The 19663-nt window shown below is 58.7% G+C and carries 18 protein-coding genes and 1 pseudogene; 5 read left to right on the plus strand and 14 right to left on the minus strand.

Going from position 1 to position 19663, the window contains the following annotated elements; genetic code table 11:
• Positions 1-67 precede the first annotated feature (67 nt).
• From idnO to AC1M2H_RS23130, 3 genes are read left to right on the plus strand one after another with little or no spacing between them, the layout of a single operon-like run.
• Positions 68-832, plus strand: coding sequence for a gluconate 5-dehydrogenase (idnO, locus tag AC1M2H_RS23120; protein ID WP_480149213.1), 765 nt, complete (start codon positions 68-70; stop codon positions 830-832).
• A gap of 14 nt (positions 833-846) precedes the next feature.
• A complete protein-coding gene (locus AC1M2H_RS23125) occupies positions 847-1377 on the plus strand; it encodes a gluconokinase (protein ID WP_480149214.1) in 531 nt (176 codons plus the stop codon).
• Positions 1374-1841 carry a NanQ anomerase/TabA/YiaL family protein gene (locus AC1M2H_RS23130; RefSeq protein WP_480149215.1) on the plus strand — a complete coding sequence of 156 codons (468 nt, stop codon included), beginning with the start codon at positions 1374-1376 and terminating at the stop codon, positions 1839-1841. Before AC1M2H_RS23125 ends, AC1M2H_RS23130 begins: the two co-directional genes overlap by 4 nt.
• Positions 1842-1895: 54 nt before the next feature.
• Here AC1M2H_RS23130 and AC1M2H_RS23135 read toward each other — a convergent pair whose 3' ends face one another.
• The 6 genes and pseudogenes from AC1M2H_RS23135 to AC1M2H_RS23160 all read right to left on the minus strand — a co-directional run bounded on the left by AC1M2H_RS23135 (position 1896) and on the right by AC1M2H_RS23160 (position 9031).
• Positions 1896-2129, minus strand: a complete 234-nt coding sequence (locus tag AC1M2H_RS23135) for a YgdI/YgdR family lipoprotein (RefSeq protein ID WP_480149216.1) — start codon at positions 2127-2129, stop codon at positions 1896-1898.
• A 168-nt stretch (positions 2130-2297) separates the two neighbouring features.
• The gene (gene carB, locus AC1M2H_RS23140; RefSeq protein ID WP_480149217.1) at positions 2298-5522 is read right to left on the minus strand and encodes a carbamoyl-phosphate synthase large subunit; all 3225 of its coding nucleotides are present in this window, start codon (positions 5520-5522) and stop codon (positions 2298-2300) included.
• Positions 5523-5538: 16 nt separating this feature from the next.
• Positions 5539-6687: a glutamine-hydrolyzing carbamoyl-phosphate synthase small subunit gene (carA, locus tag AC1M2H_RS23145; protein ID WP_480149218.1), complete on the minus strand. Its 1149-nt coding sequence runs from the start codon at positions 6685-6687 to the stop codon at positions 5539-5541.
• 458 nt (positions 6688-7145) lie between these two features.
• On the minus strand, positions 7146-7967 hold the full coding sequence (dapB, locus tag AC1M2H_RS23150) for a 4-hydroxy-tetrahydrodipicolinate reductase (protein ID WP_480149219.1): 822 nt from the start codon (positions 7965-7967) through the stop codon (positions 7146-7148).
• Positions 7968-8174: 207 nt separating this feature from the next.
• A pseudogene (locus tag AC1M2H_RS23155) lies at positions 8175-8366 on the minus strand (substrate-binding domain-containing protein); the annotation flags it as partial.
• 35 nt (positions 8367-8401) lie between these two features.
• On the minus strand, positions 8402-9031 hold the full coding sequence (locus AC1M2H_RS23160) for an alanyl-tRNA editing protein (RefSeq protein ID WP_480149220.1): 630 nt from the start codon (positions 9029-9031) through the stop codon (positions 8402-8404).
• A 92-nt stretch (positions 9032-9123) separates the two neighbouring features.
• Between AC1M2H_RS23160 and AC1M2H_RS23165 the strand changes: the two genes are divergently transcribed.
• Complete coding sequence (locus AC1M2H_RS23165) at positions 9124-10026, plus strand: LysR family transcriptional regulator (protein ID WP_480149221.1); 903 nt, start codon at positions 9124-9126, stop codon at positions 10024-10026.
• A gap of 5 nt (positions 10027-10031) precedes the next feature.
• Here the strand turns inward: AC1M2H_RS23165 and rihC are convergent, their stop codons facing one another.
• From rihC to ribF, 6 genes are all read right to left on the minus strand, one after another.
• Positions 10032-10946: a ribonucleoside hydrolase RihC gene (rihC, locus tag AC1M2H_RS23170; protein ID WP_480149222.1), complete on the minus strand. Its 915-nt coding sequence runs from the start codon at positions 10944-10946 to the stop codon at positions 10032-10034.
• Between the two features lie 65 nt (positions 10947-11011).
• Positions 11012-11962: a 4-hydroxy-3-methylbut-2-enyl diphosphate reductase gene (gene ispH / locus AC1M2H_RS23175; protein WP_480149223.1), complete on the minus strand. Its 951-nt coding sequence runs from the start codon at positions 11960-11962 to the stop codon at positions 11012-11014.
• Between the two features lies 1 nt (position 11963).
• A complete protein-coding gene (gene fkpB, locus AC1M2H_RS23180) occupies positions 11964-12413 on the minus strand; it encodes an FKBP-type peptidyl-prolyl cis-trans isomerase (RefSeq protein ID WP_045860016.1) in 450 nt (149 codons plus the stop codon).
• 97 nt (positions 12414-12510) lie between these two features.
• The gene (gene lspA, locus AC1M2H_RS23185; protein ID WP_480149224.1) at positions 12511-13008 is read right to left on the minus strand and encodes a signal peptidase II; all 498 of its coding nucleotides are present in this window, start codon (positions 13006-13008) and stop codon (positions 12511-12513) included.
• Positions 13008-15824 carry an isoleucine--tRNA ligase gene (gene ileS / locus AC1M2H_RS23190; protein ID WP_480149225.1) on the minus strand — a complete coding sequence of 939 codons (2817 nt, stop codon included), beginning with the start codon at positions 15822-15824 and terminating at the stop codon, positions 13008-13010. Before ileS ends, lspA begins: the two co-directional genes overlap by 1 nt.
• A 44-nt stretch (positions 15825-15868) precedes the next feature.
• A complete protein-coding gene (gene ribF / locus AC1M2H_RS23195) occupies positions 15869-16807 on the minus strand; it encodes a bifunctional riboflavin kinase/FAD synthetase (RefSeq protein WP_480149226.1) in 939 nt (312 codons plus the stop codon).
• 330 nt (positions 16808-17137) lie between these two features.
• Between ribF and rpsT the strand changes: the two genes are divergently transcribed.
• Complete coding sequence (rpsT, locus tag AC1M2H_RS23200; protein ID WP_003018940.1) at positions 17138-17401, plus strand: 30S ribosomal protein S20; 264 nt, start codon at positions 17138-17140, stop codon at positions 17399-17401.
• A gap of 72 nt (positions 17402-17473) precedes the next feature.
• Here rpsT and nhaR read toward each other — a convergent pair whose 3' ends face one another.
• Complete coding sequence (gene nhaR / locus AC1M2H_RS23205; protein ID WP_480149227.1) at positions 17474-18373, minus strand: transcriptional activator NhaR; 900 nt, start codon at positions 18371-18373, stop codon at positions 17474-17476.
• A gap of 52 nt (positions 18374-18425) precedes the next feature.
• Positions 18426-19598: a Na+/H+ antiporter NhaA gene (nhaA, locus tag AC1M2H_RS23210; RefSeq protein WP_480149228.1), complete on the minus strand. Its 1173-nt coding sequence runs from the start codon at positions 19596-19598 to the stop codon at positions 18426-18428.
• Positions 19599-19663: the final 65 nt, after the last annotated feature.

Consider the following 19663-nt stretch of genomic DNA (forward strand, 5'->3'; position numbering starts at 1 on the left):
CTTTTCGTGAATCAGGAATAAAAGCGCACACCGTCATTTATATTCAGCCGTTAATCAGGATATCAAGATGAAAGATCTTTTCAGCTTACAGGGTAAACGCATTTTAATTACTGGCGCAGGACAAGGTATTGGTTTTGTCATGGCCCAGGGTCTTGCACAATATGGCGCAGAAATTATTATCAACGATATTTCTGCGCCCCGTGCGGATGATGCGGTCATGAAATTACGTGACGAAGGCGCCATCGCCCACGCGGCGGTATTTAATGTTACCGATGCGGATTCCGTCGAGCAGGCAATTAGTAAAATCGAAGAAGAAATTGGCGCTATCGACGTATTATTTAATAATGCGGGCATTCAGCGCCGCCATCCGTTTACCGAATTTCCGCTGCAGGAGTGGAACGATGTTATTTCCGTGAACCAAACCGCGGTATTTCTCGTCTCCCAGGCGGTGGCGAAGCGCATGGTCGCACGCCGGGGCGGAAAAATCGTCAATATCTGTTCAATGCAGAGCGAGCTTGGCCGCGACACCATTACGCCGTACGCCGCCGCCAAAGGCGCGGTAAAAATGCTGACCCGCGGCATGTGCGTCGAGCTGGCGCGCTATAACGTCCAGGTCAACGGCATCGCGCCGGGCTACTTTAAAACCGCCATGACCCAGGCGCTGGTTGATGATAAAGCCTTTACCGACTGGCTGTGCAAGCGCACGCCGGCCGCCCGCTGGGGCGATCCGCAGGAGCTGGTTGGCGCCGCGGTGTTCCTGTCGTCTAAAGCCTCGGATTTCGTCAACGGCCACCTGCTGTTCGTCGACGGCGGCATGCTGGTTGCGGTGTAATTAAGGAGCGCATTATGGCAGGGCAATGCATTATTTTGATGGGTGTCTCAGGCACCGGCAAGACCACCGTCGGCCAGGCGTTAGCCCGGGCGCTCGGCGCGAAATTTATCGATGGCGACGATCTCCACCCGCGGCAGAACATCGTTAAAATGGCCGCCAGCCAGCCGCTCAATGACGAAGACCGCGGGCCGTGGCTGGAGCGGATCGCGGACGTGATTTTTAGCCTTGAGCAGAAGAATGAATCGGGCGTGCTGGTGTGCTCGGCGCTGAAGCGGCGCTACCGCGATCGGCTGCGCGAGGGCAGCGGCAATCTGCGCTTTCTGTGGCTGACCGGCGAGTACGAATGCATTCTGCAGCGGATGCAGCAGCGTAAGGGGCATTTTATGCCGGAGGCGCTGCTGCGCAGCCAGTTTGCCGCCCTGGAGGCGCCGGACGCCAGCGAAGGCGATATTGTAGCCGTTGATATTGCCCCCGACGTCGCCAGCATCGTGGCGCAGTCATTACATTTACTAGAGCATCAATCACTACAGGGAATGCCGGCATGATTATTGATACCTTAACCGCCGCGGCAAAAAATACGTTCTATCCGTCGGTGATTCGCCGGGCGCTGCAGGCCGTCGCTCAGCAGGATCCGCACTCCCTGCCGCCGGGGAAATATACGGTCGACGGCGACAACCTGTTTTTCACCGTCGTCGAAGGCCAGACGCGCCCGCTGGCGGAGCAGCGCCCGGAGTACCATCGTCAGTACATCGATATTCATATCGTGCTGGCGGGGACGGAGATTATTGGGGCGGGAAATAAAGGGCTGACCATCACCCCGGACGGGCCGTTTAAAGAGGCTCACGATATTGGCTTTTGCAGCGAAATTAGCAGCGAAACGCTGATTCACTTACATCCTGAGGAGCTGGCGATTCTGTTTCCCGGCGAGCTTCACCGGCCAATGGGCGCCCTGGATGCCGGCGCGCCGCTGCGTAAAATTATCGTCAAAATAGACCACGCCCTGCTTTAAATCCGGTAGCGATAACCGGCCCCGCACTCACCCTCGCGGGGCCATGGATAACGCTTAGTTATCCAGCTCGTCCATCGATTTCACCTGATCGCGATTGATCTGCTCGGTGCGGCCGGTTGCGGCATTTTTGTAAGAGACCATGCCGGTATCGCTATCCACCTGCGGTTTGCCGTCGGTCACGATGGTCCTGCCATCGGTGGTTTTCAGCGACTGATTTGACGAGCACCCCGCCACAAATAACGCTGCCGTCGCTGCCAGTGCGGATGCCACCAGAATTTTGTTCCGCATTGTATCCTCCTGTTTTTCCGTCAATGAATATGCTTATCGTGCTAATTATAGTTAGCCCGAGCAGGGAGGCAGTTAAAAGCAGAACTCTCCGAAGATGACCAATATAAAAAAACGGGTCGACGATAACGTCAGCCCGTTTTGTTGCGCAGCCGGCAGCGCCGGAACGGCTTATTTTTTGATTTGCGCGTGCATTTCCTGAACCGAGGTTACCTTCTCAACGGCGTTGGCGTTCAGCGCCATCGCCGTGGCGAAGCCGCCGTTCAGGGTGGTGTCGTAGTGCACCTTGTACTGCAGGGCGCTGCGGCGAATCAGCTTGGAGTCTTCAATCGCCTGGCGGCCTTCGGTGGTGTTGATGATGTAGGTGTATTCGCCATTCTTGATGCGGTCCTGAATGTGCGGACGACCTTCATGCACCTTGTTCACCAGACGCGGGTTGATCCCGGCTTCGCCGAGGACAATCGCGGTCCCGTGGGTGGCATCCAGCTCGAAGCCGAACTTCAGCAGCTTCGCCGCGAGGTCCACCACGCGCTCTTTGTCGCCTTCGCGCACGGAGAGCAGCGCGCGGCCCTGTTTTTTCATCGTCGAGTTACTGCCCAGCTGCGCCTTGGCGAAGGCTTCCGCGAAAGTGCGGCCAACGCCCATCACTTCCCCGGTAGAGCGCATTTCCGGCCCTAACAGCGGGTCGACGCCCGGGAACTTGTTGAACGGCAGCACCACCTCTTTCACCGAGTAGTACGGCGGGATAATCTCTTTGGTGACGCCCTGCTGCGCCAGCGTCTGGCCAGCCATCACGCGTGCCGCCACTTTCGCCAGCGGAACGCCGGTGGCTTTGGAGACAAAGGGTACGGTACGCGCGGCACGCGGGTTGACTTCAATTAGATACACTTCGTTGTTTTTGACCGCGAACTGGACGTTCATCAGGCCGCGCACCTGCAGTTCGAAGGCCAGCTTCTGCACCTGCTCGCGCATCACGTTCTGGATCTCCTGGCTCAGGGTGTAGGCCGGCAGAGAGCACGCGGAGTCGCCGGAGTGAACGCCGGCCTGCTCGATGTGCTCCATAATGCCGCCAATCAGCACCATTTCGCCGTCGCAGATGGCGTCAACGTCGACTTCTACCGCATCGTCAAGGAAGCGGTCCAGCAGCACCGGCGCGTCGTTAGAGACGCTTACCGCGGTCTGGAAGTAGCGGCGCAGGTCGGCTTCGTCATAGACGATTTCCATCGCCCGGCCGCCGAGAACGTAGGACGGACGTACCACCAGCGGGTAGCCAATCTCTTTCGCTTTCTCGACCGCCTGCTCGATAGCCGTCACGGTGGCGTTCGCCGGCTGTTTCAGCTTCAGACGGTCAACCGCCTGCTGGAAACGCTCGCGGTCTTCCGCGCGGTCAATCGCGTCCGGGCTGGTGCCGATAACCGGCACGCCGGCCGATTCCAGCGCGCGCGCCAGCTTTAGCGGAGTCTGGCCGCCGTACTGGACGATCACGCCCTTCGGCTTCTCGATTCGCACGATTTCCAGCACGTCTTCGAGGGTGACCGGCTCAAAGTACAGGCGGTCGGAGGTGTCGTAGTCGGTGGAGACGGTTTCCGGGTTACAGTTAACCATAATGGTTTCGTAACCATCTTCGCGCAGAGCCAGCGAGGCGTGCACGCAGCAGTAGTCGAATTCGATACCCTGGCCGATACGGTTCGGGCCGCCGCCAAGGACCATAATTTTATCGCGGTCAACCGACGGGTTCGCTTCACACTCGTCTTCATAGGTGGAGTACATATAGGCGGTGTCGGTGGCGAACTCCGCCGCGCAGGTATCCACACGCTTGTAGACCGGGTGCAGGTTGTACTGGTCGCGCAGCTTGCGGATCTCCGCTTCGCGAACGCCCGCCAGCTTAGCCAGGCGCGCGTCGGCAAAGCCTTTACGCTTCAGCGTCCGCAGGAAGTCAGCGTCAAGGCCGTTGATGCCGGTCTCTACCACTTTATCTTCCAGGCGCACCAGCTCTTCAATCTGCACCAGGAACCAGCGGTCGATGTTGGTCAGGTTGAAGACGCCGTCAACGGACAGGCCGGCGCGGAAGGCGTCGGCGATGTACCAGATACGCTCGGCGCCCGCGTCTTTCAGCTCGCGGCGAATTTTGGTCAGCGCTTCCGGATCGTCGAGGCTCACTTTCGGGTCAAAGCCGGTGGCGCCCACTTCCAGGCCGCGCAGCGCTTTCTGCAAGGACTCCTGCTGGGTGCGGCCAATCGCCATCACTTCGCCGACCGATTTCATCTGCGTGGTCAGGCGGTCGTTGGCGCCGACGAACTTCTCGAAGTTGAAGCGCGGGATCTTGGTGACAACGTAGTCGATAGAGGGCTCGAACGAGGCCGGGGTACGGCCGCCGGTAATGTCGTTCATCAACTCGTCAAGGGTGTAGCCCACCGCCAGCTTCGCCGCCACTTTGGCAATCGGGAAGCCGGTCGCCTTCGAGGCCAGCGCCGACGAGCGCGATACGCGCGGGTTCATTTCGATAACAATCAGGCGACCGTCTTTCGGGTTCACCGAGAACTGAACGTTGGAACCGCCGGTTTCGACGCCGATTTCGCGCAGCACCGCCATCGAGGCGTTACGCATCACCTGGTACTCTTTATCGGTCAGGGTTTGCGCCGGAGCCACGGTGATGGAGTCGCCGGTATGGATGCCCATGGCATCGAAGTTTTCGATGGAGCAGACGATGATGCAGTTGTCGTTCTTATCGCGCACCACTTCCATCTCGTACTCTTTCCAGCCGATCAGCGATTCATCGATCAGCAGTTCGTTGGTCGGAGAGAGATCCAGGCCGCGGGTACAAATTTCTTCAAACTCTTCGCGGTTATAGGCGATACCGCCGCCGGTGCCGCCCATGGTAAAGGAGGGACGGATGATGCACGGATAGCCGACGTCAGCGGCAACCGCCAGCGCTTCTTCCATGGTGTGCGCGATACCGGAACGGGCGGTGTCGAGGCCGATTTTCTTCATCGCCACGTCGAAGCGACGGCGGTCTTCCGCTTTATCAATCGCGTCGGCGGTGGCGCCAATCATGGTGACGCCAAACTCTTCCAGCACGCCCTGACGTTCCAGCTCCAGCGCGCAGTTCAGCGCGGTCTGGCCGCCCATGGTCGGCAGTACTGCGTCCGGACGCTCTTTTTCGATGATTTTGCGTACCACTTCCCAGTGGATCGGCTCAATATAGGTCGCATCGGCCATTTCCGGGTCTGTCATGATGGTGGCCGGGTTCGAGTTCACCAGAATGACGCGGTAACCCTCTTCGCGCAGGGCTTTACAGGCCTGAGCTCCAGAGTAGTCAAATTCACAAGCCTGGCCGATAACGATCGGGCCAGCGCCAAGAATCAGGATGCTTTTTATGTCTGTACGTTTTGGCATGGCTTTTTTCTCCTGATTATTTCGCGGACTGGCGGTACTGCTCAATTAACTCGATGAAATGGTCGAACAACGGCGCGGCATCGTGCGGGCCTGGGCTCGCTTCCGGGTGCCCCTGGAAGCTGAAAGCCGGCTTATCGGTGCGGTGAATGCCCTGCAGCGTGCCGTCGAACAGGGACTTGTGGGTCACCCGCAGGTTAGCCGGCATGGAGGCTTCGTCTACCGCAAAACCGTGGTTCTGCGCGGTAATCATCACCACGTTATTATCAATATCTTTAACCGGGTGGTTGCCGCCGTGGTGGCCGAACTTCATCTTCACGGTCTTCGCTCCGCTCGCCAGCGCCAGCAGCTGATGGCCGAGGCAGATGCCGAATACCGGAATATCGGTGGTGAGGAATTTCTCAATGGCCTCAATCGCATAGTCGCACGGCGCCGGGTCGCCCGGGCCGTTAGAGAGGAAGATGCCGTCCGGATTCATCTTCAGCACCTCTTCGGCGGGGGTTTTTGCCGGCACCACCGTCAGGCGGCAGCCGCGGTCCACCAGCATGCGCAGGATGTTGCGCTTCGCGCCGAAATCATAGGCCACCACGTGGAACGGCAGCTCGCTTTCCGCCTTCGCTTCCGGCAGGTCGCCCGCCAGAGTCCAACTGCCCTGCGTCCAGCTGTAGGTCTCTGAAGTCGTGACTTCTTTTGCCAGGTCCATGCCATTCAGCCCCGGGAACGCTTTCGCTTTTTCCAGCGCCAGCTGCGCGTCGAGGTTATCGCCAACGATGATGCAGCCGTTCTGCGCGCCTTTTTCACGCAGCAGGCGAGTCAGCTTACGGGTATCGATATCGGCAATTGCCACGATGTTATGGCGCTTGAGGTAAGAAGAGAGATCTTCGGTATTGCGGAAGTTGCTGGCAATCAGCGGCAGGTCGCGAATAACCAGACCCTGAGCATGTACCTGAGAAGACTCTTCATCGGCGGCGTTGGTGCCGACGTTACCGATATGGGGATAAGTAAGAGTGACGATTTGGCGAGAATAGGAAGGATCAGTGAGGATTTCTTGATAACCGGTCATTGAAGTATTGAAAACGACTTCCCCAACCGCCGTGCCCGTTGCCCCGATGGCCCGACCGTGAAACTGGGTTCCGTCTTCCAGAACCAATAGCGCTGACTTAATCAAAACACCCTCCAGAGAATATTCACTCACTTTATTTGCATATTAATGCATCCACGTAGCATGAATCAATGCAAATTTGCTTACCTATGGATTTCTGGCAAACGGCGGCATTCTGGAGAGATGTCGGGGAAAAGTCAACTTAAAGCGCATATTTTTAATATCATTTTACGCAACTTATCCATTAGCTCCGCCTTAGCCGCTAAAAAGATCAACAAACTAGCCTTAGAAAACGCTTGCGCAGCGCCTGGACTGTAAAGAATGACTCATGAGTGCAAAAAAGTAGACCGGATGGTCAAAATTTACATAAAAATAACAGAATGAGACAGGATAAGAGAAGATTATAGCAATCTTAATGAATATGAAATGAAAATACGATAAAAATAAAAAGGGCAATAAAGCATTGCCCTCTGCAATCAATCACTTATTGAATTCCACAACCACATCACGATGGGTAATAAACCTTATAAAGCGTTCAGTTCCAGGACATCACGCATATCGAAAAGTCCACTTTTCTTGCCTTTCAGCCATAATGCCGAGCGAACCGCGCCGTTGGCAAAGGTCATCCGGCTTGACGCTTTATGACTGATCTCAATACGCTCGCCAATATCGGCGAACATCGCCGTATGTTCGCCGACGATATCCCCCGCGCGCACCGTGGCAAAGCCGATCGTCCCCGGCACGCGTTCGCCGGTATAGCCTTCTCGGCTGTAGACCGCGCAATCTTTCAGATCTTTGTTCAGCGCGCCGGCAATCGCCTCGCCCATCGCCAGGGCGGTGCCCGACGGGGCATCCACTTTATGCCGATGGTGCGCTTCAATAATTTCAATATCAGTGTAGTCGCCCATCACCTTCGCCGCCTTTTCCAGCAGCTTGAGCAGGACGTTGACACCGACGCTGAAATTGGCCGCGAAGACGATTGCAATCTCCTGCGCCGCGTCGCGAATGGCCTCTTTTCCCGCATCGTCAAAGCCGGTGGTGCCGATCACCATCCCTTTCCCGTGCTCGCGGCAGAACGCGAGATGGTTCAGCGTCCCTTCCGGGCGGGTGAAATCGATCAGCACGTCAAAATTATCTTTCACCGCCGTCAGACTGCTTTGCACCGTGACGCCCATGTTACCTGCGCCCGCCAGTTCGCCGGCGTCGCTGCCGATCAGGGAGGAGCCATCGCGCTCCAGCGCCGCGCCAAGCGCCACGCCGTCCATCTGCTGTACCGCCTGGATTAACTGGCGTCCCATCCGGCCGCCCGCGCCGGCGATGGCCACGCGGATTTGTGCATCATGCATAGCTATTCTCTTTTGTTAACTTTACGTAAATTGTTTTCAGAGTAACCAGCCCATCGACGGGCCGCTACTCAAAAACGCCGATAATTAGAAATTTATGACAAACCGCGGTCGATATCAGTAAAAACTATATGCTTGTCATCGTGTAAAGGAGAGATATCATTGCGCGAAAGCGCCGCTTCGCCGGCAGATAGCGCACGAAATGCGCCGCTAACGGCCTGATATCGCTGACTCTTCCTGGCGAAATCCGCATGATTCACGGATGACCAGCGCCGGCGGCAGGATAATCCGTTTCGGCGGCTCATCATTACCCTGAATACGGCTATACAGCAGCTCCCCCGCTTTACGGCCGATCTCTTTCGCCGCCACCGATATGGTGGTCAGCGCCGGCTGGACCAGCACGCCACTTTGTAGCCCATATCACAGCTAACGCGCCTTCACGCCAGCGTGTAGCTCACGATCAGTTGGCCCTTTTTCATTTTCACCTGAGTTATCACCACCTCCCCCAGCTCAGCGAGCCTGGCAACGTGGGTTCCGCCGCAGGGATAGGCGGGCAGCGAACCAAACCCCACCCGGCGCAGCCCGTCGCTCACGGAGATATGACGCGCCAGGTTTTCCGCCTGCCAGCCGGCAACTTTTGCCTGCAGCGCGCCGGCCTCCGGCAGGGCCGCGTTAGCGTCTGAAGTGAAGGTAATCCGCCCCTCACCGGGCCAGTGGTGGGCCTTCGTCGGCTGCCAGCCGCACTGCTCTCCTGCCAGACCAATCAGGTGGCCGGCGGAGTGCAGGCGGGCGTGCTCTCGCCGCACGTCGGCGTCAATCCGGATCGTCACCTCCCCCGGGGCCAGCGGCTGCGGGACAAGGTGCAGAATACTGTCGCCAAACGCCGTCACCCCTTCAACGGCGATCTCCGCTATCCAGCCGCGATCCGCCGGCTGCCCGCCGCCCTGCGGATGAAATAGCGTCCGGTCCAGCTCGATTGCGTAGCGGCCATCGGCCTGCGCCAAGCAGCTCACCACCCGCGCGCGCCCTTCGGTGGCATCGCTGGTGTAATAAAGACGTTCGGTCATGGTTGTTCTCCTCTCTTTGCGCACAGTATATTGATAATGCGCGTAGCGATAATCCCGCCATCCATCAATGCACCTTTGCTTAAAGAGCACAAATGAACTTAAACTTACTTCCCGATTTGGCCCTCTTCGTGCAGATCGTCGACCAGGGCAGCTTTTCCGCGGTCGCCCGGCTTGCGGGTACCACGCCCTCGGCGGTCAGCCGCAGCGTCTCGCGCCTTGAACGGGAGATGGGCAGCAAGCTGCTGCATCGTTCCACGCGCAAACTCCGCCTGAGCGATGCCGGCAAGACGGTTTACGCCCATGCGCTGGAGATGCTGGAAGCCGCGCGGCTGGCGATGGATGCTGGCGGCAGCGCCCAGCAGGTGGCGCAGGGTAAGCTGACGCTCAGCGTGCCGAAGGCCGTCGGGCGGTTTGTTATCCATCCGCTGATGACGGAGTTTCTGACCCGCTTTCCGCAGGTTGATGTCTGTCTGCGTCTCGAAGATCGCTATCTGGATCTGATTGATGATGGCATCGACCTGGCGCTGCGCATCACCCATTCTCCTTCGCCGGGGCTGCACGGTAAGCCGCTAATGCCGATCGGCCACGTGATCTGCGCCACCCCGCGCTATTTACAGCAGCACGGCGCGCCGCAAAATCCGCAGGATCTGCGCGCCCATAGCTGTATCAGCCTCGGTGAAACGCCCGCCGATGCGCGCTGGAAATTTCGTCGTGAAGGGAAAACCGAAACCGTTCAGACCCGCGGACGCTACGCCGCCAACCACACAGCCGTGCGGCTGGATGCGGTGAAGCAGAATTTAGGCATTGGCAGCCTGCCGCTGTTCACCGCCCGCGAAGCGCTGGAGCGCGGGGAGATTGTGCAGGTTCTGCCGGAATGGGAGTTTATCAGCAGCTACTCTGGCCAGCTGTGGCTGCTGTGGGCGGGAAATAAGCATATGCCCGCCAGGATGCGGGCCATGATCGACTATCTGAGCGAGAAAATTTACCGCCGCTAGGCGGCCTACGGCGCCAGCGCCAGGACTTCAGCCACCCAGCGCTGGAAGCCCGCCACGTCCAGATCCAGCGCCACGCTGGCGTTCGCCGGCTGGCCAAGCCGGCCTTCGATATCTACGACCGTGGTGCCCGCCGTCCAGGCGCCCTGGGTTTCCACCGCCACAAAGCACGATTTCAGGGTAAACAGCTCGGGGCGAACCAGCCAGGCGATGGCGCACAGGTCGTGCATGCGCAGCCCGCTCTCCATACTGCCGCTGCGGTAGTGGCTGAACAGCGCGTGGAGCATTTTCCCGGTCCTGTTTAGCGTCGGTAGCGTAGCGAGGTACCCCGGCGCCAGCATGGCCTGATTAGTGACATCCAGCCCGCACATCACGATCTCCAGCCCGCTCTGAAACACCTTCGCCGCCGCTTCCGGGTCGATGGCGATATTGAACTCGGCGTTAGGGGTAAAGTTACCGCGCCCGGCGGAGCCGCCCATAATCACCAGCCGGCGAATGTTAAAGCGGCACTCCGGATACTGCGTCAGCAGCAGCGCAATATTGGTCAGCGGGCCAATGGCCACCAGCGTCATCGGCTGCGGGGCGTGCATCAGCGCATCGCGAATGGCCTGAAACGCCGGCTTCTGCAGCGGCTGACCGTCATGCTCGACGAAATCATATCCTTCCATTCCCGATTCGCCGTGGACGGAGGCCGCATCGCGCAGCGGGCGTAGCAGGGGCATCGAGGCGCCCTGAGCCAGCGGAACGTCGGCGTTCCAGAAATGCAGCAGCTGCAGCGCGTTGCGGGTAGTTTTTTCCACCGACACGTTGCCGGCCACCGTGGTCATCAGCTGTAGATCCAGCTCGGGCGCGAACAGCGCGGCGGCGATCGCCGCCGCATCATCAATGCCGGGATCGGTATCAAGAACGATCGGTAAGCGCATAAATTCTCCAAAAAAAATGCCAGACATTAAGTCTGGCATCTTCGCATACTGACGGCGTAAAGAACCTACTCTACTTCACGGACATCAACCCGCAGCTCTTTAGGCACTTCAAAGACAATATTCTCTTCGCGCCCTTCCAGCGGCACCGCTTCGCCGCCGCCCAGCTCCTGCAGGCGAGCGATCACGTTCTGTACCAGAATATCCGGCGCCGATGCGCCAGCGGTCACGCCCACGCATTTAGCCGCTGTGACCCACGACTCCTGGATATCGGCCGCATCATCGATCAGATATGCCGCTTTCCCCATGCGCTGCGCGAGTTCGGCCAGGCGGTTGGAGTTGGAGGAGTTCTTCGACCCCACCACCAGCACCACGTCCGCCTGTTCCGCCAGCGCGCGTACCGCTTCCTGGCGATTGGTGGTGGCGTAGCAAATATCGTCTTTACGCGGCCCGACGATTTTCGGGAAGCGCTCGCGCAGGGCGTCAATGACGTCGGAGGTGTCATCGACGGAGAGCGTGGTCTGAGTCATAAACGACAGCCTGACGTCGTTTTTCACCTCCAGCGTCCAGACGTCGTCCGGCGACTCCACCAGGTACATGCCCCCCTGCGGGTTGCTGTACTGGCCCATCGTCCCCTCGACTTCCGGGTGGCCGGCGTGACCGATCAGAATCGACTCTTCGCCGCGGCGGCTGGCGCGAGCCACTTCCATATGCACCTTGGTCACCAGCGGACAGGTGGCATCGAAAACCGTCAGGTCGCGGTTTTTCGCCTCGTTGCGTACCGCCTGCGAGACGCCGTGAGCGGAGAAAATCAGGATCGCGCCGTCCGGCACTTCACCGATTTGCTCGATAAAAATAGCGCCGCGCTTGCGCAGGCTATCGACCACATAGCGATTATGCACCACTTCATGACGAACATAGATCGGCGCGCCGTACAGCGTCAGCGCGTTTTCGACAATGCTGATAGCGCGGTCAACGCCGGCGCAGAAGCCGCGCGGGTTAGCCAACAGGATCTGCATTTTACTCCTCCAGCGCCGGATCGACTTCCAGCACTTCAATATCAAAATGAACGGTGCGCCCGGCCAGCGGATGGTTGAAATCAACGGTGATAGAGTCGCCGTTAACTTCCCGAATCACGCCGGGCATTTCGCTGCCATCCATTGCGGTAAAGAGCATAATTGCGCCGATTTCCGGCTCGCCCGCATCGATAAATTCGCGGCGGGAGAAGTACTGAATCAGGTCCGGGCTGGGTACGCCAAACGCGGCATCGGGCTCGAGAGAGAAGTTGGTTTTATCCCCCGCCTTCAGCCCCAGCAGGTGCTGCTCAAGCCCCTCGGAGAGCGAAGCATCGCCGAGACGGAACAGCGCCGGCTTGCCGTTATTGCGCGTAGACTCCGCGGTGGAGCCATCATCAAGTTTCAGCGTGAAGTGCACTAGCACCCCGCTGTTGCTCTGTACAGAGTTTGACATGCAGGTTTGCTCTAAGTTGGTTCTGCGTTTCCCCCGCGCGGCGGTGGGGTACGCTTATAATGTAGGCCGGGCCGGCGAAAACGCCACCCGGCAAGAATTACGCGGTTTTCTTCGCAGCGCCGGGCAAAAAGCCTTCCAGCACAATCAGCGCCGCGCCGATACAGATGGCGGTATCGGCCAGGTTGAAGGTGGCGAAATGCCACTCACCGACGTAGAAATCAATCATATCGACGACAAAACCGTGCCACAGCCGGTCGAACAGGTTGCCTAACGCCCCGCCAATAATCAGCGCGTAGGCGATGTTATTCAGCTTCTGCGTCGCCTTCGAGCGGTACATCAGCACCGTCAGAATCACGCAGATGCCGAGGGCGATCCCCGAAAAGAACCAGCGCTGCCAGCCGCCGCTATCGGCGAGGAAGCTAAAAGCGGCGCCGTAGTTGCGCGCATAGTGCAGGTTCAGCGATGGAAACAGCGAAATCGTATCCCCCAGAGCAAAGTTCTGGAGGATCAGGAATTTGCTGCCCAGATCGATAATCAGCACGGCGACGACGACCCACAGCCAGCGTAGCCCGGTTGAACAGACAGATTTACTCATCAGGCAAACTTACGTTGTTCGCCGTCACCGGCGACGTTGCTGACACAGCGACCGCAGATTTCCGCGTGTTCCGCCACCTTACCGACGTCGCTGGTGTAGTGCCAGCAGCGTGGGCACTTATCGCCTTCCGCTTTGCTCAGCACCACCTTCAGCCCCTTCAGCAGTTCACTCTGCCAGGCATCGGCCGGCGCCTGCGCGTAATCGGCCACTTTCGCCCCGGAGGTCAGCAGGACAAAGCGCAGCTCGTCGCCCAGCGCGTTCAGCTTGGTCGCCAGCTCGCTATCGGCATACAGGGTGACCGCAGCCTCAAGAGAGCCGCCTACCAGCTTGTCGGCGCGCGCCTGCTCGATAACCTTGTTGACTTCGCCGCGCACTTTCAGCAGTTCGTCCCAGAAGCCGTCGTTCATCGCTTCGTCCTCGGCCAGACCGAACAGGCCTTCATACCACTCGCCGGTGAAGACGTATTGCTCGCGGGAACCCGGCAGGTAGCCCCAGATTTCGTCGGCGGTGAAGGACATGATCGGCGCCATCCAGCGCACCAGCGCTTCCACGATGTGGAACAGCGCGGTCTGGCAGCTGCGACGCGCTACGCTGTCCACTTTCGCGGTGTACTGGCGGTCCTTGATGATGTCGAGGTAGAACGAGCCCATCTCGATGGAGCAGAAGCGCATCAGGCGCTGCACCACTTCGTGGAAATCGTAGGACTCGTAGGCTTTGAGGATATCTTCCTGCGCCGCCTGCGCGCATCCCACCGCCCAGCGATCGAGCACCACCATCTCTTCCGGTTTCACCATGTCGGTCTGCGGGTCGAAGCCGTTAAGGTTCGCCAGCAGGAAGCGCGCGGTGTTACGGATACGACGATAGCTGTCGGCGGCGCGTTTGAGGATCTCATCGGAGACCGCCATTTCGCCGGTATAGTCGGTGGAAGCCACCCACAGGCGCAGGATATCAGCGCCCAGCTTGTTCATCACGTCCTGCGGAGAGACGGTATTGCCGATGGATTTGGACATCTTGCGGCCCTGGCCATCAACGGTAAAGCCGTGGGTCAGCACCTGGCGATACGGCGCTTTGCCCTTCATCGCCGTGGAGATCATCAGCGAGGACATGAACCAGCCGCGGTGCTGGTCGGAGCCTTCCAGATACATATCGGCGGCGTGACCGGCAAACTCCGGACGCACGTCGACCACCGAGGAGTGGGTAGAGCCGGAGTCGAACCACACGTCGAGGGTATCCGGCACTTTCTCGTAGCTGTCTGCGTCTGCGCCGAGGATGTCGCGGGAGTCGAGATCCCACCACGCCTGAATACCGTCAACCTCAACGCGCTTCGCCACCTCTTCCATCAACTCCAGGGTGCGCGGATGCAGCTCCTGGGTCTCTTTATGCACGAACAGGGACATCGGCACGCCCCAGGTACGCTGGCGGGAGATACACCAGTCAGGGCGGTTGGCCACCATCGATTCGATACGCGCCTGGCCCCAGTCCGGGATCCACTGCACGCCTTTAATCTCTTTCAGCGACTGCGCGCGCAGGCCTTTCTGATCCATGCTGACGAACCACTGCGGCGTGGCGCGGAAGATGATCGGCGACTTGTGGCGCCAGCAGCATGGATAGCTGTGCTGCATTTTTTCAACGTGCAGCAGCGCGCCGCTGTCGCGCAGCAGCTCAACGATGATGTCGTTAGCTTTGAAGACGTTGATACCGTCCAGCGACGGATAGGTTCCCGGCAGGTAGGCGCCGTCCGGACCAACCGGATTGGCGATTTCCAGACCGTATTTCTGGCTGATGGTGTAGTCGTCAGGGCCGTGGCCGCCGGCGGTATGCACCGCGCCGGTACCCGCATCAAGGGTAACGTGGTCGCCAAGGATCGCCGGAACGTCGAAGTCGAGGAACGGGTGCTTAAAGCGCATCAGCTCCAGCCCGGCGCCGTTGACCACCGCAAGGATGGTGTAATCCGCAACGCCCGTGCGCTTCATCACGCTTTCAACCAGGTCTTTCGCCAGGATTAGCGCCTGGCCGTCAACCTGCACCAGCGCATAGTCGAACTCCGGCGACAGGGAGATAGCGCGGTTAGCCGGCAGGGTCCACGGCGTGGTGGTCCAGATAACCAGGGAGACCGGGCCGCTGACGTCGGCAACGCCGAATTTCGCCAACACCGCCGCTTTATCGACCGCGTGGAACGCCACGTCGATAGACGGGGAGGTTTTGTCGTAATACTCAACTTCCGCTTCCGCCAGCGCGGAGCGGCAGTCTACGCACCAGTGCACCGGCTTCGCGCCCTTGTGCAGGTGGCCGTTGCCGATGATTTTACCCAGCGCGCGGATGATATTGGCTTCGGTTTTGAAGTCCATGGTCAGGTACGGATGCGACCAGTCGCCCAGCACGCCGAGACGGATAAAGTCTTTACGCTGGCCGTCAACCTGGGTCGCCGCGTATTCACGGCATTTGGCGCGGAACTCAGCCGCGGTGAACTTCTCGCCCGGCTTGCCGTACTCCTGCTCCACTTTCAGCTCGATCGGCAGACCGTGGCAGTCCCAGCCCGGAACGTAGGGAGAATCATAGCCCGCCAACCCTTTGGACTTAACGATAATGTCTTTCAGAATCTTGTTAACCGAGTGACCAATATGAATGCTGCCATTCGCATAAGGAGGGCCATCATGCAGAATGAAGGTTTTTTTGCCTTTTTTCGCCGCACGGATGATGCCGTACAGATCATCATCGGTCCAACGCGCCAGCATTCCCGGTTCGCGTTTGGCGAGATCGCCACGCATCGGGAACCCTGTTTCCGGCAAATTCAGGGTGGATTTATAGTCACTCATCAGATTCTCGGTTCCGTATTTCGGTTTGATAAACACCAACAGGTTTATGCCTGGCTGGTCAGCCCAAAAAGCTCTCGGGCCGTTAACTCATCACGTGCAATTTGCGCCTTCAGCTCATCGAGCGACGCAAATCGCTGTTCGTTACGTATTTTTTTACGCAGTATTACATCTATATGGCGACCGTAGAGGTCCATTACAACGTCCAGCAGATGCACTTCCAGCTGCTGACGGACGCCGGCGACCGTTGGCCGAGTGCCGATATTGGCAACCCCCGGCAAAGGTTTGTCGCCAAGCCCCGTCACTTCCACCGCATAGACCCCTTTAACCGGGGAAACCTGACGACGCAGCGGTAAGTTCGCCGTCGGGAAGCCGATGGTGCGCCCCAGCTCATCGCCGTGGACCACGCGCCCGGAGATGGTAAACGGATGGCCCAGCAGGGTTTCCGCGAGGGCCAGATCGTCATCCGCCAGCGCCTGCCGCACCGCGGTGCTGCTGATGCGGACGCCGCCTTCACAGAAGGTCTGGGTGCTGGTGATGTCAAAGCCAAACTCCGCCCCGGCTTTCTGTAATAACAAGAAATCCCCCTGACGACCAGCGCCAAAGCGGAAATCATCGCCCACTGCGAGGAACTGCACGCCCAGCCGGCGGACCAGCAGTTCGCTGATAAAGTCCTGAGCGGTCAGGGCGGCAAAACGCCGGTCGAAGCGCACGCACAGCACGTAGTCGACGCCGCTTTCAGCCAGATAGCGCAGCTTTTCACGCAGGCGCGTCAGGCGTGCGGGCGCCTTATCGGCGGCAAACAGCTCCAGCGGCTGCGGTTCGAAAATCATCACCACCACCGGCAAGCCACGCTGGCGGCCCTCTGCGCGCAGGCGCTGCAGCAGCGCCTGATGCCCGCGGTGCACACCGTCAAAATTACCAATGGTCAGCACACACCCGCGCGGGGCCTGGCTGAGATTATGTATGCCGCGTATCAGCTTCATGTCTGGCTCAAAACAGTGAAAATCGTCCGAGTATACCTTGTACAACTGGCGACGTTAACCAGCGATTGCACCTCTTAGTTGAAAGATCCCGAGAATTCATCAACTCAGCGCTGGAATGCGGGGAAAACTACGCGCGCCCGTCGATTTTTATGGTGGAAAGGCTGTATTCGCCGACAACAAGCTGATAGAATCTTGCGCCATCACTACGTAATGAAGCGTCGTTGTTTTAAGCGCCGCTTATTTGCACAAATCCATTGACAAAAGAAGGCTAAACGGGCATTCTCCTCGGCCTTTGAATTGTCCATATAGAACACATTTGGGAGTTGGACCTTGGCTAATATCAAATCAGCTAAGAAGCGCGCCGTTCAGTCTGAAAAGGCCCGCAAGCACAACGCTAGCCGTCGCTCTATGATGCGTACTTTCATCAAGAAAGTATACGCAGCTATCGAAGCTGGCGACAAAGCTACTGCACTGAAAGCATTTAACGAAATGCAACCGATCGTGGACCGTCAGGCTGCTAAAGGTCTGATCCACAAAAACAAAGCTGCGCGTCATAAAGCAAACCTGACCGCTCAGATCAACAAACTGGCTTAATCGCCTGCTTGTTATCGCTTTGTAGAAAAACCCGCGAAAGCGGGTTTTTTTATGCCTGAAATCCGCCGCCCGTCAGCGCGGCGGCGAGGTGAAGAGCGCCGAATAGTCGCGGTTACAGATACGCTGCACCGCCGGGTGCTGGATCATGCGCTCGGCAAAGATGGCGTGATACTCCTCCATCACGTTCTCCATCCGGCCAATCTCCATAATCGACTCGTCATGGTAGAAATCATGCGCGTAGAGCGTCGGCGCGACAAAAATCGCGTTGTGCGCCGCGCCGAACGCCTTCATCAGCGCCGCGTCGTCAAACTCCCCGAGGATCTCAACCTTGAGCCCCTGCGAATTAAACCAGTTCAGCAGCTTGCGGCCCAGCATCGAACGGCGGCCGGGGATCAGCAGGCGACGCTCCTCAAGGCAGGCGGGAAACGGCTTTTCCGGCGGCGGATTCATGCACCAGAAGCTCACGCTGCATTCGCCGATGCGCACCGAAAACAGCCCCTCCTGCTGGGTTGAGTCGATGGGGCAGTCGGAGATAATCATATCGAGCTTATGCTGGCTCAGCTGCTCCAGCAGCATCTCGTGGGTCGATTCAAAGCAGCGCAGGTGGATCTGCTCATCCTCCACCACCGCGGCATCCAGCACGCCGCTCACCAGCCGCTTCGACAGCGCATCCGCTACGCCAACGTCGAACAGCAGATTAGACTCCTTGCGATAGTTGACGATATCCAGCATCTCCTGGCTTAGCGTAAACATGCGGTCGGCATAGCGGAACACCAGTTCGCCCAGCTCGCTCGGCTTCAGCCCCCTGCCCTTGCGCTTAAACAGCTTGCCCTGCAGACGCTCTTCCAGCGCTTTAATTTGCCCGGTGATAGTCTGCGGCGTCAGAAATAGCGCTTCTGCCGCCCCGACCACGGAGCCTTCCTTGTAGACGTGCCAGAAGTAATAAAGGTGGTTGTAATTCATATGCGACATATTTCTCTCCCTGATAATGTCGCGAGAGCCTCTGCCGGCTCTCGCTTGAAGGTTAAGCGGCGGCGGGAGCCGTCATCCGCATCCTAAGAATCGTATAGCCGATGACCGCCGACAGGACAGACCCCGTCAGGATCCCCAGCTTCGCCCAGGTGATTAATTCAGGGCTCACGCTACCGAAGGCCAGGCTGGCGATAAAAATCGACATGGTAAAGCCAATCCCGCAGAGCACGCCGACGGCCATAATCTGCCGGAAGCTGGCCCCTGCCGGCAGCGAAGCCCACTTCAGCTTCAGCGCCAGCCAGCAGAACAGGCCGATCCCCAGCGGCTTGCCAATAAACAGCCCGGCAATAATCCCCAGCGGCAGTAGCGAGGTCAGCCCTTGAGGCGTTACCCCTTGCAGCGACACGCCGGCATTGGCGAAGGCGAAAAGCGGCAAAATAAGCCACGCAACCCACGGATGCAGAACGTGCTCCAGCTCCTTCGCCGGCGATTTGCCGTCCTGCTCCTTCAGTGGGATCATAAAGCCGACAATCACCCCGGCTAAGGTCGCGTGCACGCCGGATTTCAACACCGCGGTCCACAACACAACGCCCACCAGAATATAAATACCGGTCCGCCGTACGCCACACCAATTCAGTGCCGCCAGCGCGACGATGGCTCCGGCCGCGACCACCAGCGACAGCATCGAAAGGTGGTGAGTATAGAACAGGGCAATAATAACGATCGCCCCCAGGTCATCAATAATGGCCAGCGCCATCAGGAAAACCTTCAGCGCCACCGGCACGCGGCTGCCCAGCAGCGCCAGCACGCCCAGCGCAAACGCGATATCGGTTGCCGCCGGGATCGCCCAGCCTCCTCTGGCAATCGGATCCTGAGCGTTAAACGCAAGGTAGATCAGCGCCGGGACGATCATCCCACCCAGGGCGGCCAGCACCGGGAACGCCGCCTGACGGCGGCTGGCCAGCGCCCCCTGCATCATCTCGCGCTTCACTTCGAGGCCAATCAGCAGGAAGAAGACGGCCATCAGCGCATCGTTAATCCACAGCAGCATGTTCTTGTTAATTTCTAACACGCCCACGCGCAGCTGCACGGGCGTGTCCAAAAAGGCGTGGTACAGAGCGCTGGTGGCGTCGGTATTCGCCAACAGCATCGCCAGCGCGGCGGCAAAAATAAGCACTATGCCCCCGGACGCATCGCTACTTAAAAAACGCTGCAGGTGTTTCACTTTTTATTCTCTCTATCAGATTACTCATCGTTTAAGCTAGTTTAAACGCCATAACAGATCGAAAA

It is taken from the genome of Klebsiella sp. F11 (assembly GCF_056712265.1).

What these genes read in the sequence shown, in the direction of transcription:
- rihC (WP_480149222.1), bottom strand. Translation starts at nt 10,946, where the DNA reads ATGCGCTTACCGATCGTTCTTGATACCGATCCCGGCATTGATGATGCG.
- fkpB (WP_045860016.1), bottom strand. Translation starts at nt 12,413, where the DNA reads ATGTCAAACTCTGTACAGAGCAACAGCGGGGTGCTAGTGCACTTCACG.
- AC1M2H_RS23165 (WP_480149221.1), top strand. Translation starts at nt 9,124, where the DNA reads ATGAACTTAAACTTACTTCCCGATTTGGCCCTCTTCGTGCAGATCGTC.
- AC1M2H_RS23160 (WP_480149220.1), bottom strand. Translation starts at nt 9,031, where the DNA reads ATGACCGAACGTCTTTATTACACCAGCGATGCCACCGAAGGGCGCGCG.
- ribF (WP_480149226.1), bottom strand. Translation starts at nt 16,807, where the DNA reads ATGAAGCTGATACGCGGCATACATAATCTCAGCCAGGCCCCGCGCGGG.
- ispH (WP_480149223.1), bottom strand. Translation starts at nt 11,962, where the DNA reads ATGCAGATCCTGTTGGCTAACCCGCGCGGCTTCTGCGCCGGCGTTGAC.
- nhaR (WP_480149227.1), bottom strand. Translation starts at nt 18,373, where the DNA reads ATGTCGCATATGAATTACAACCACCTTTATTACTTCTGGCACGTCTAC.
- idnO (WP_480149213.1), top strand. Translation starts at nt 68, where the DNA reads ATGAAAGATCTTTTCAGCTTACAGGGTAAACGCATTTTAATTACTGGC.
- AC1M2H_RS23135 (WP_480149216.1), bottom strand. Translation starts at nt 2,129, where the DNA reads ATGCGGAACAAAATTCTGGTGGCATCCGCACTGGCAGCGACGGCAGCG.
- AC1M2H_RS23130 (WP_480149215.1), top strand. Translation starts at nt 1,374, where the DNA reads ATGATTATTGATACCTTAACCGCCGCGGCAAAAAATACGTTCTATCCG.
- lspA (WP_480149224.1), bottom strand. Translation starts at nt 13,008, where the DNA reads ATGAGTAAATCTGTCTGTTCAACCGGGCTACGCTGGCTGTGGGTCGTC.
- AC1M2H_RS23125 (WP_480149214.1), top strand. Translation starts at nt 847, where the DNA reads ATGGCAGGGCAATGCATTATTTTGATGGGTGTCTCAGGCACCGGCAAG.
- dapB (WP_480149219.1), bottom strand. Translation starts at nt 7,967, where the DNA reads ATGCATGATGCACAAATCCGCGTGGCCATCGCCGGCGCGGGCGGCCGG.
- carB (WP_480149217.1), bottom strand. Translation starts at nt 5,522, where the DNA reads ATGCCAAAACGTACAGACATAAAAAGCATCCTGATTCTTGGCGCTGGC.
- ileS (WP_480149225.1), bottom strand. Translation starts at nt 15,824, where the DNA reads ATGAGTGACTATAAATCCACCCTGAATTTGCCGGAAACAGGGTTCCCG.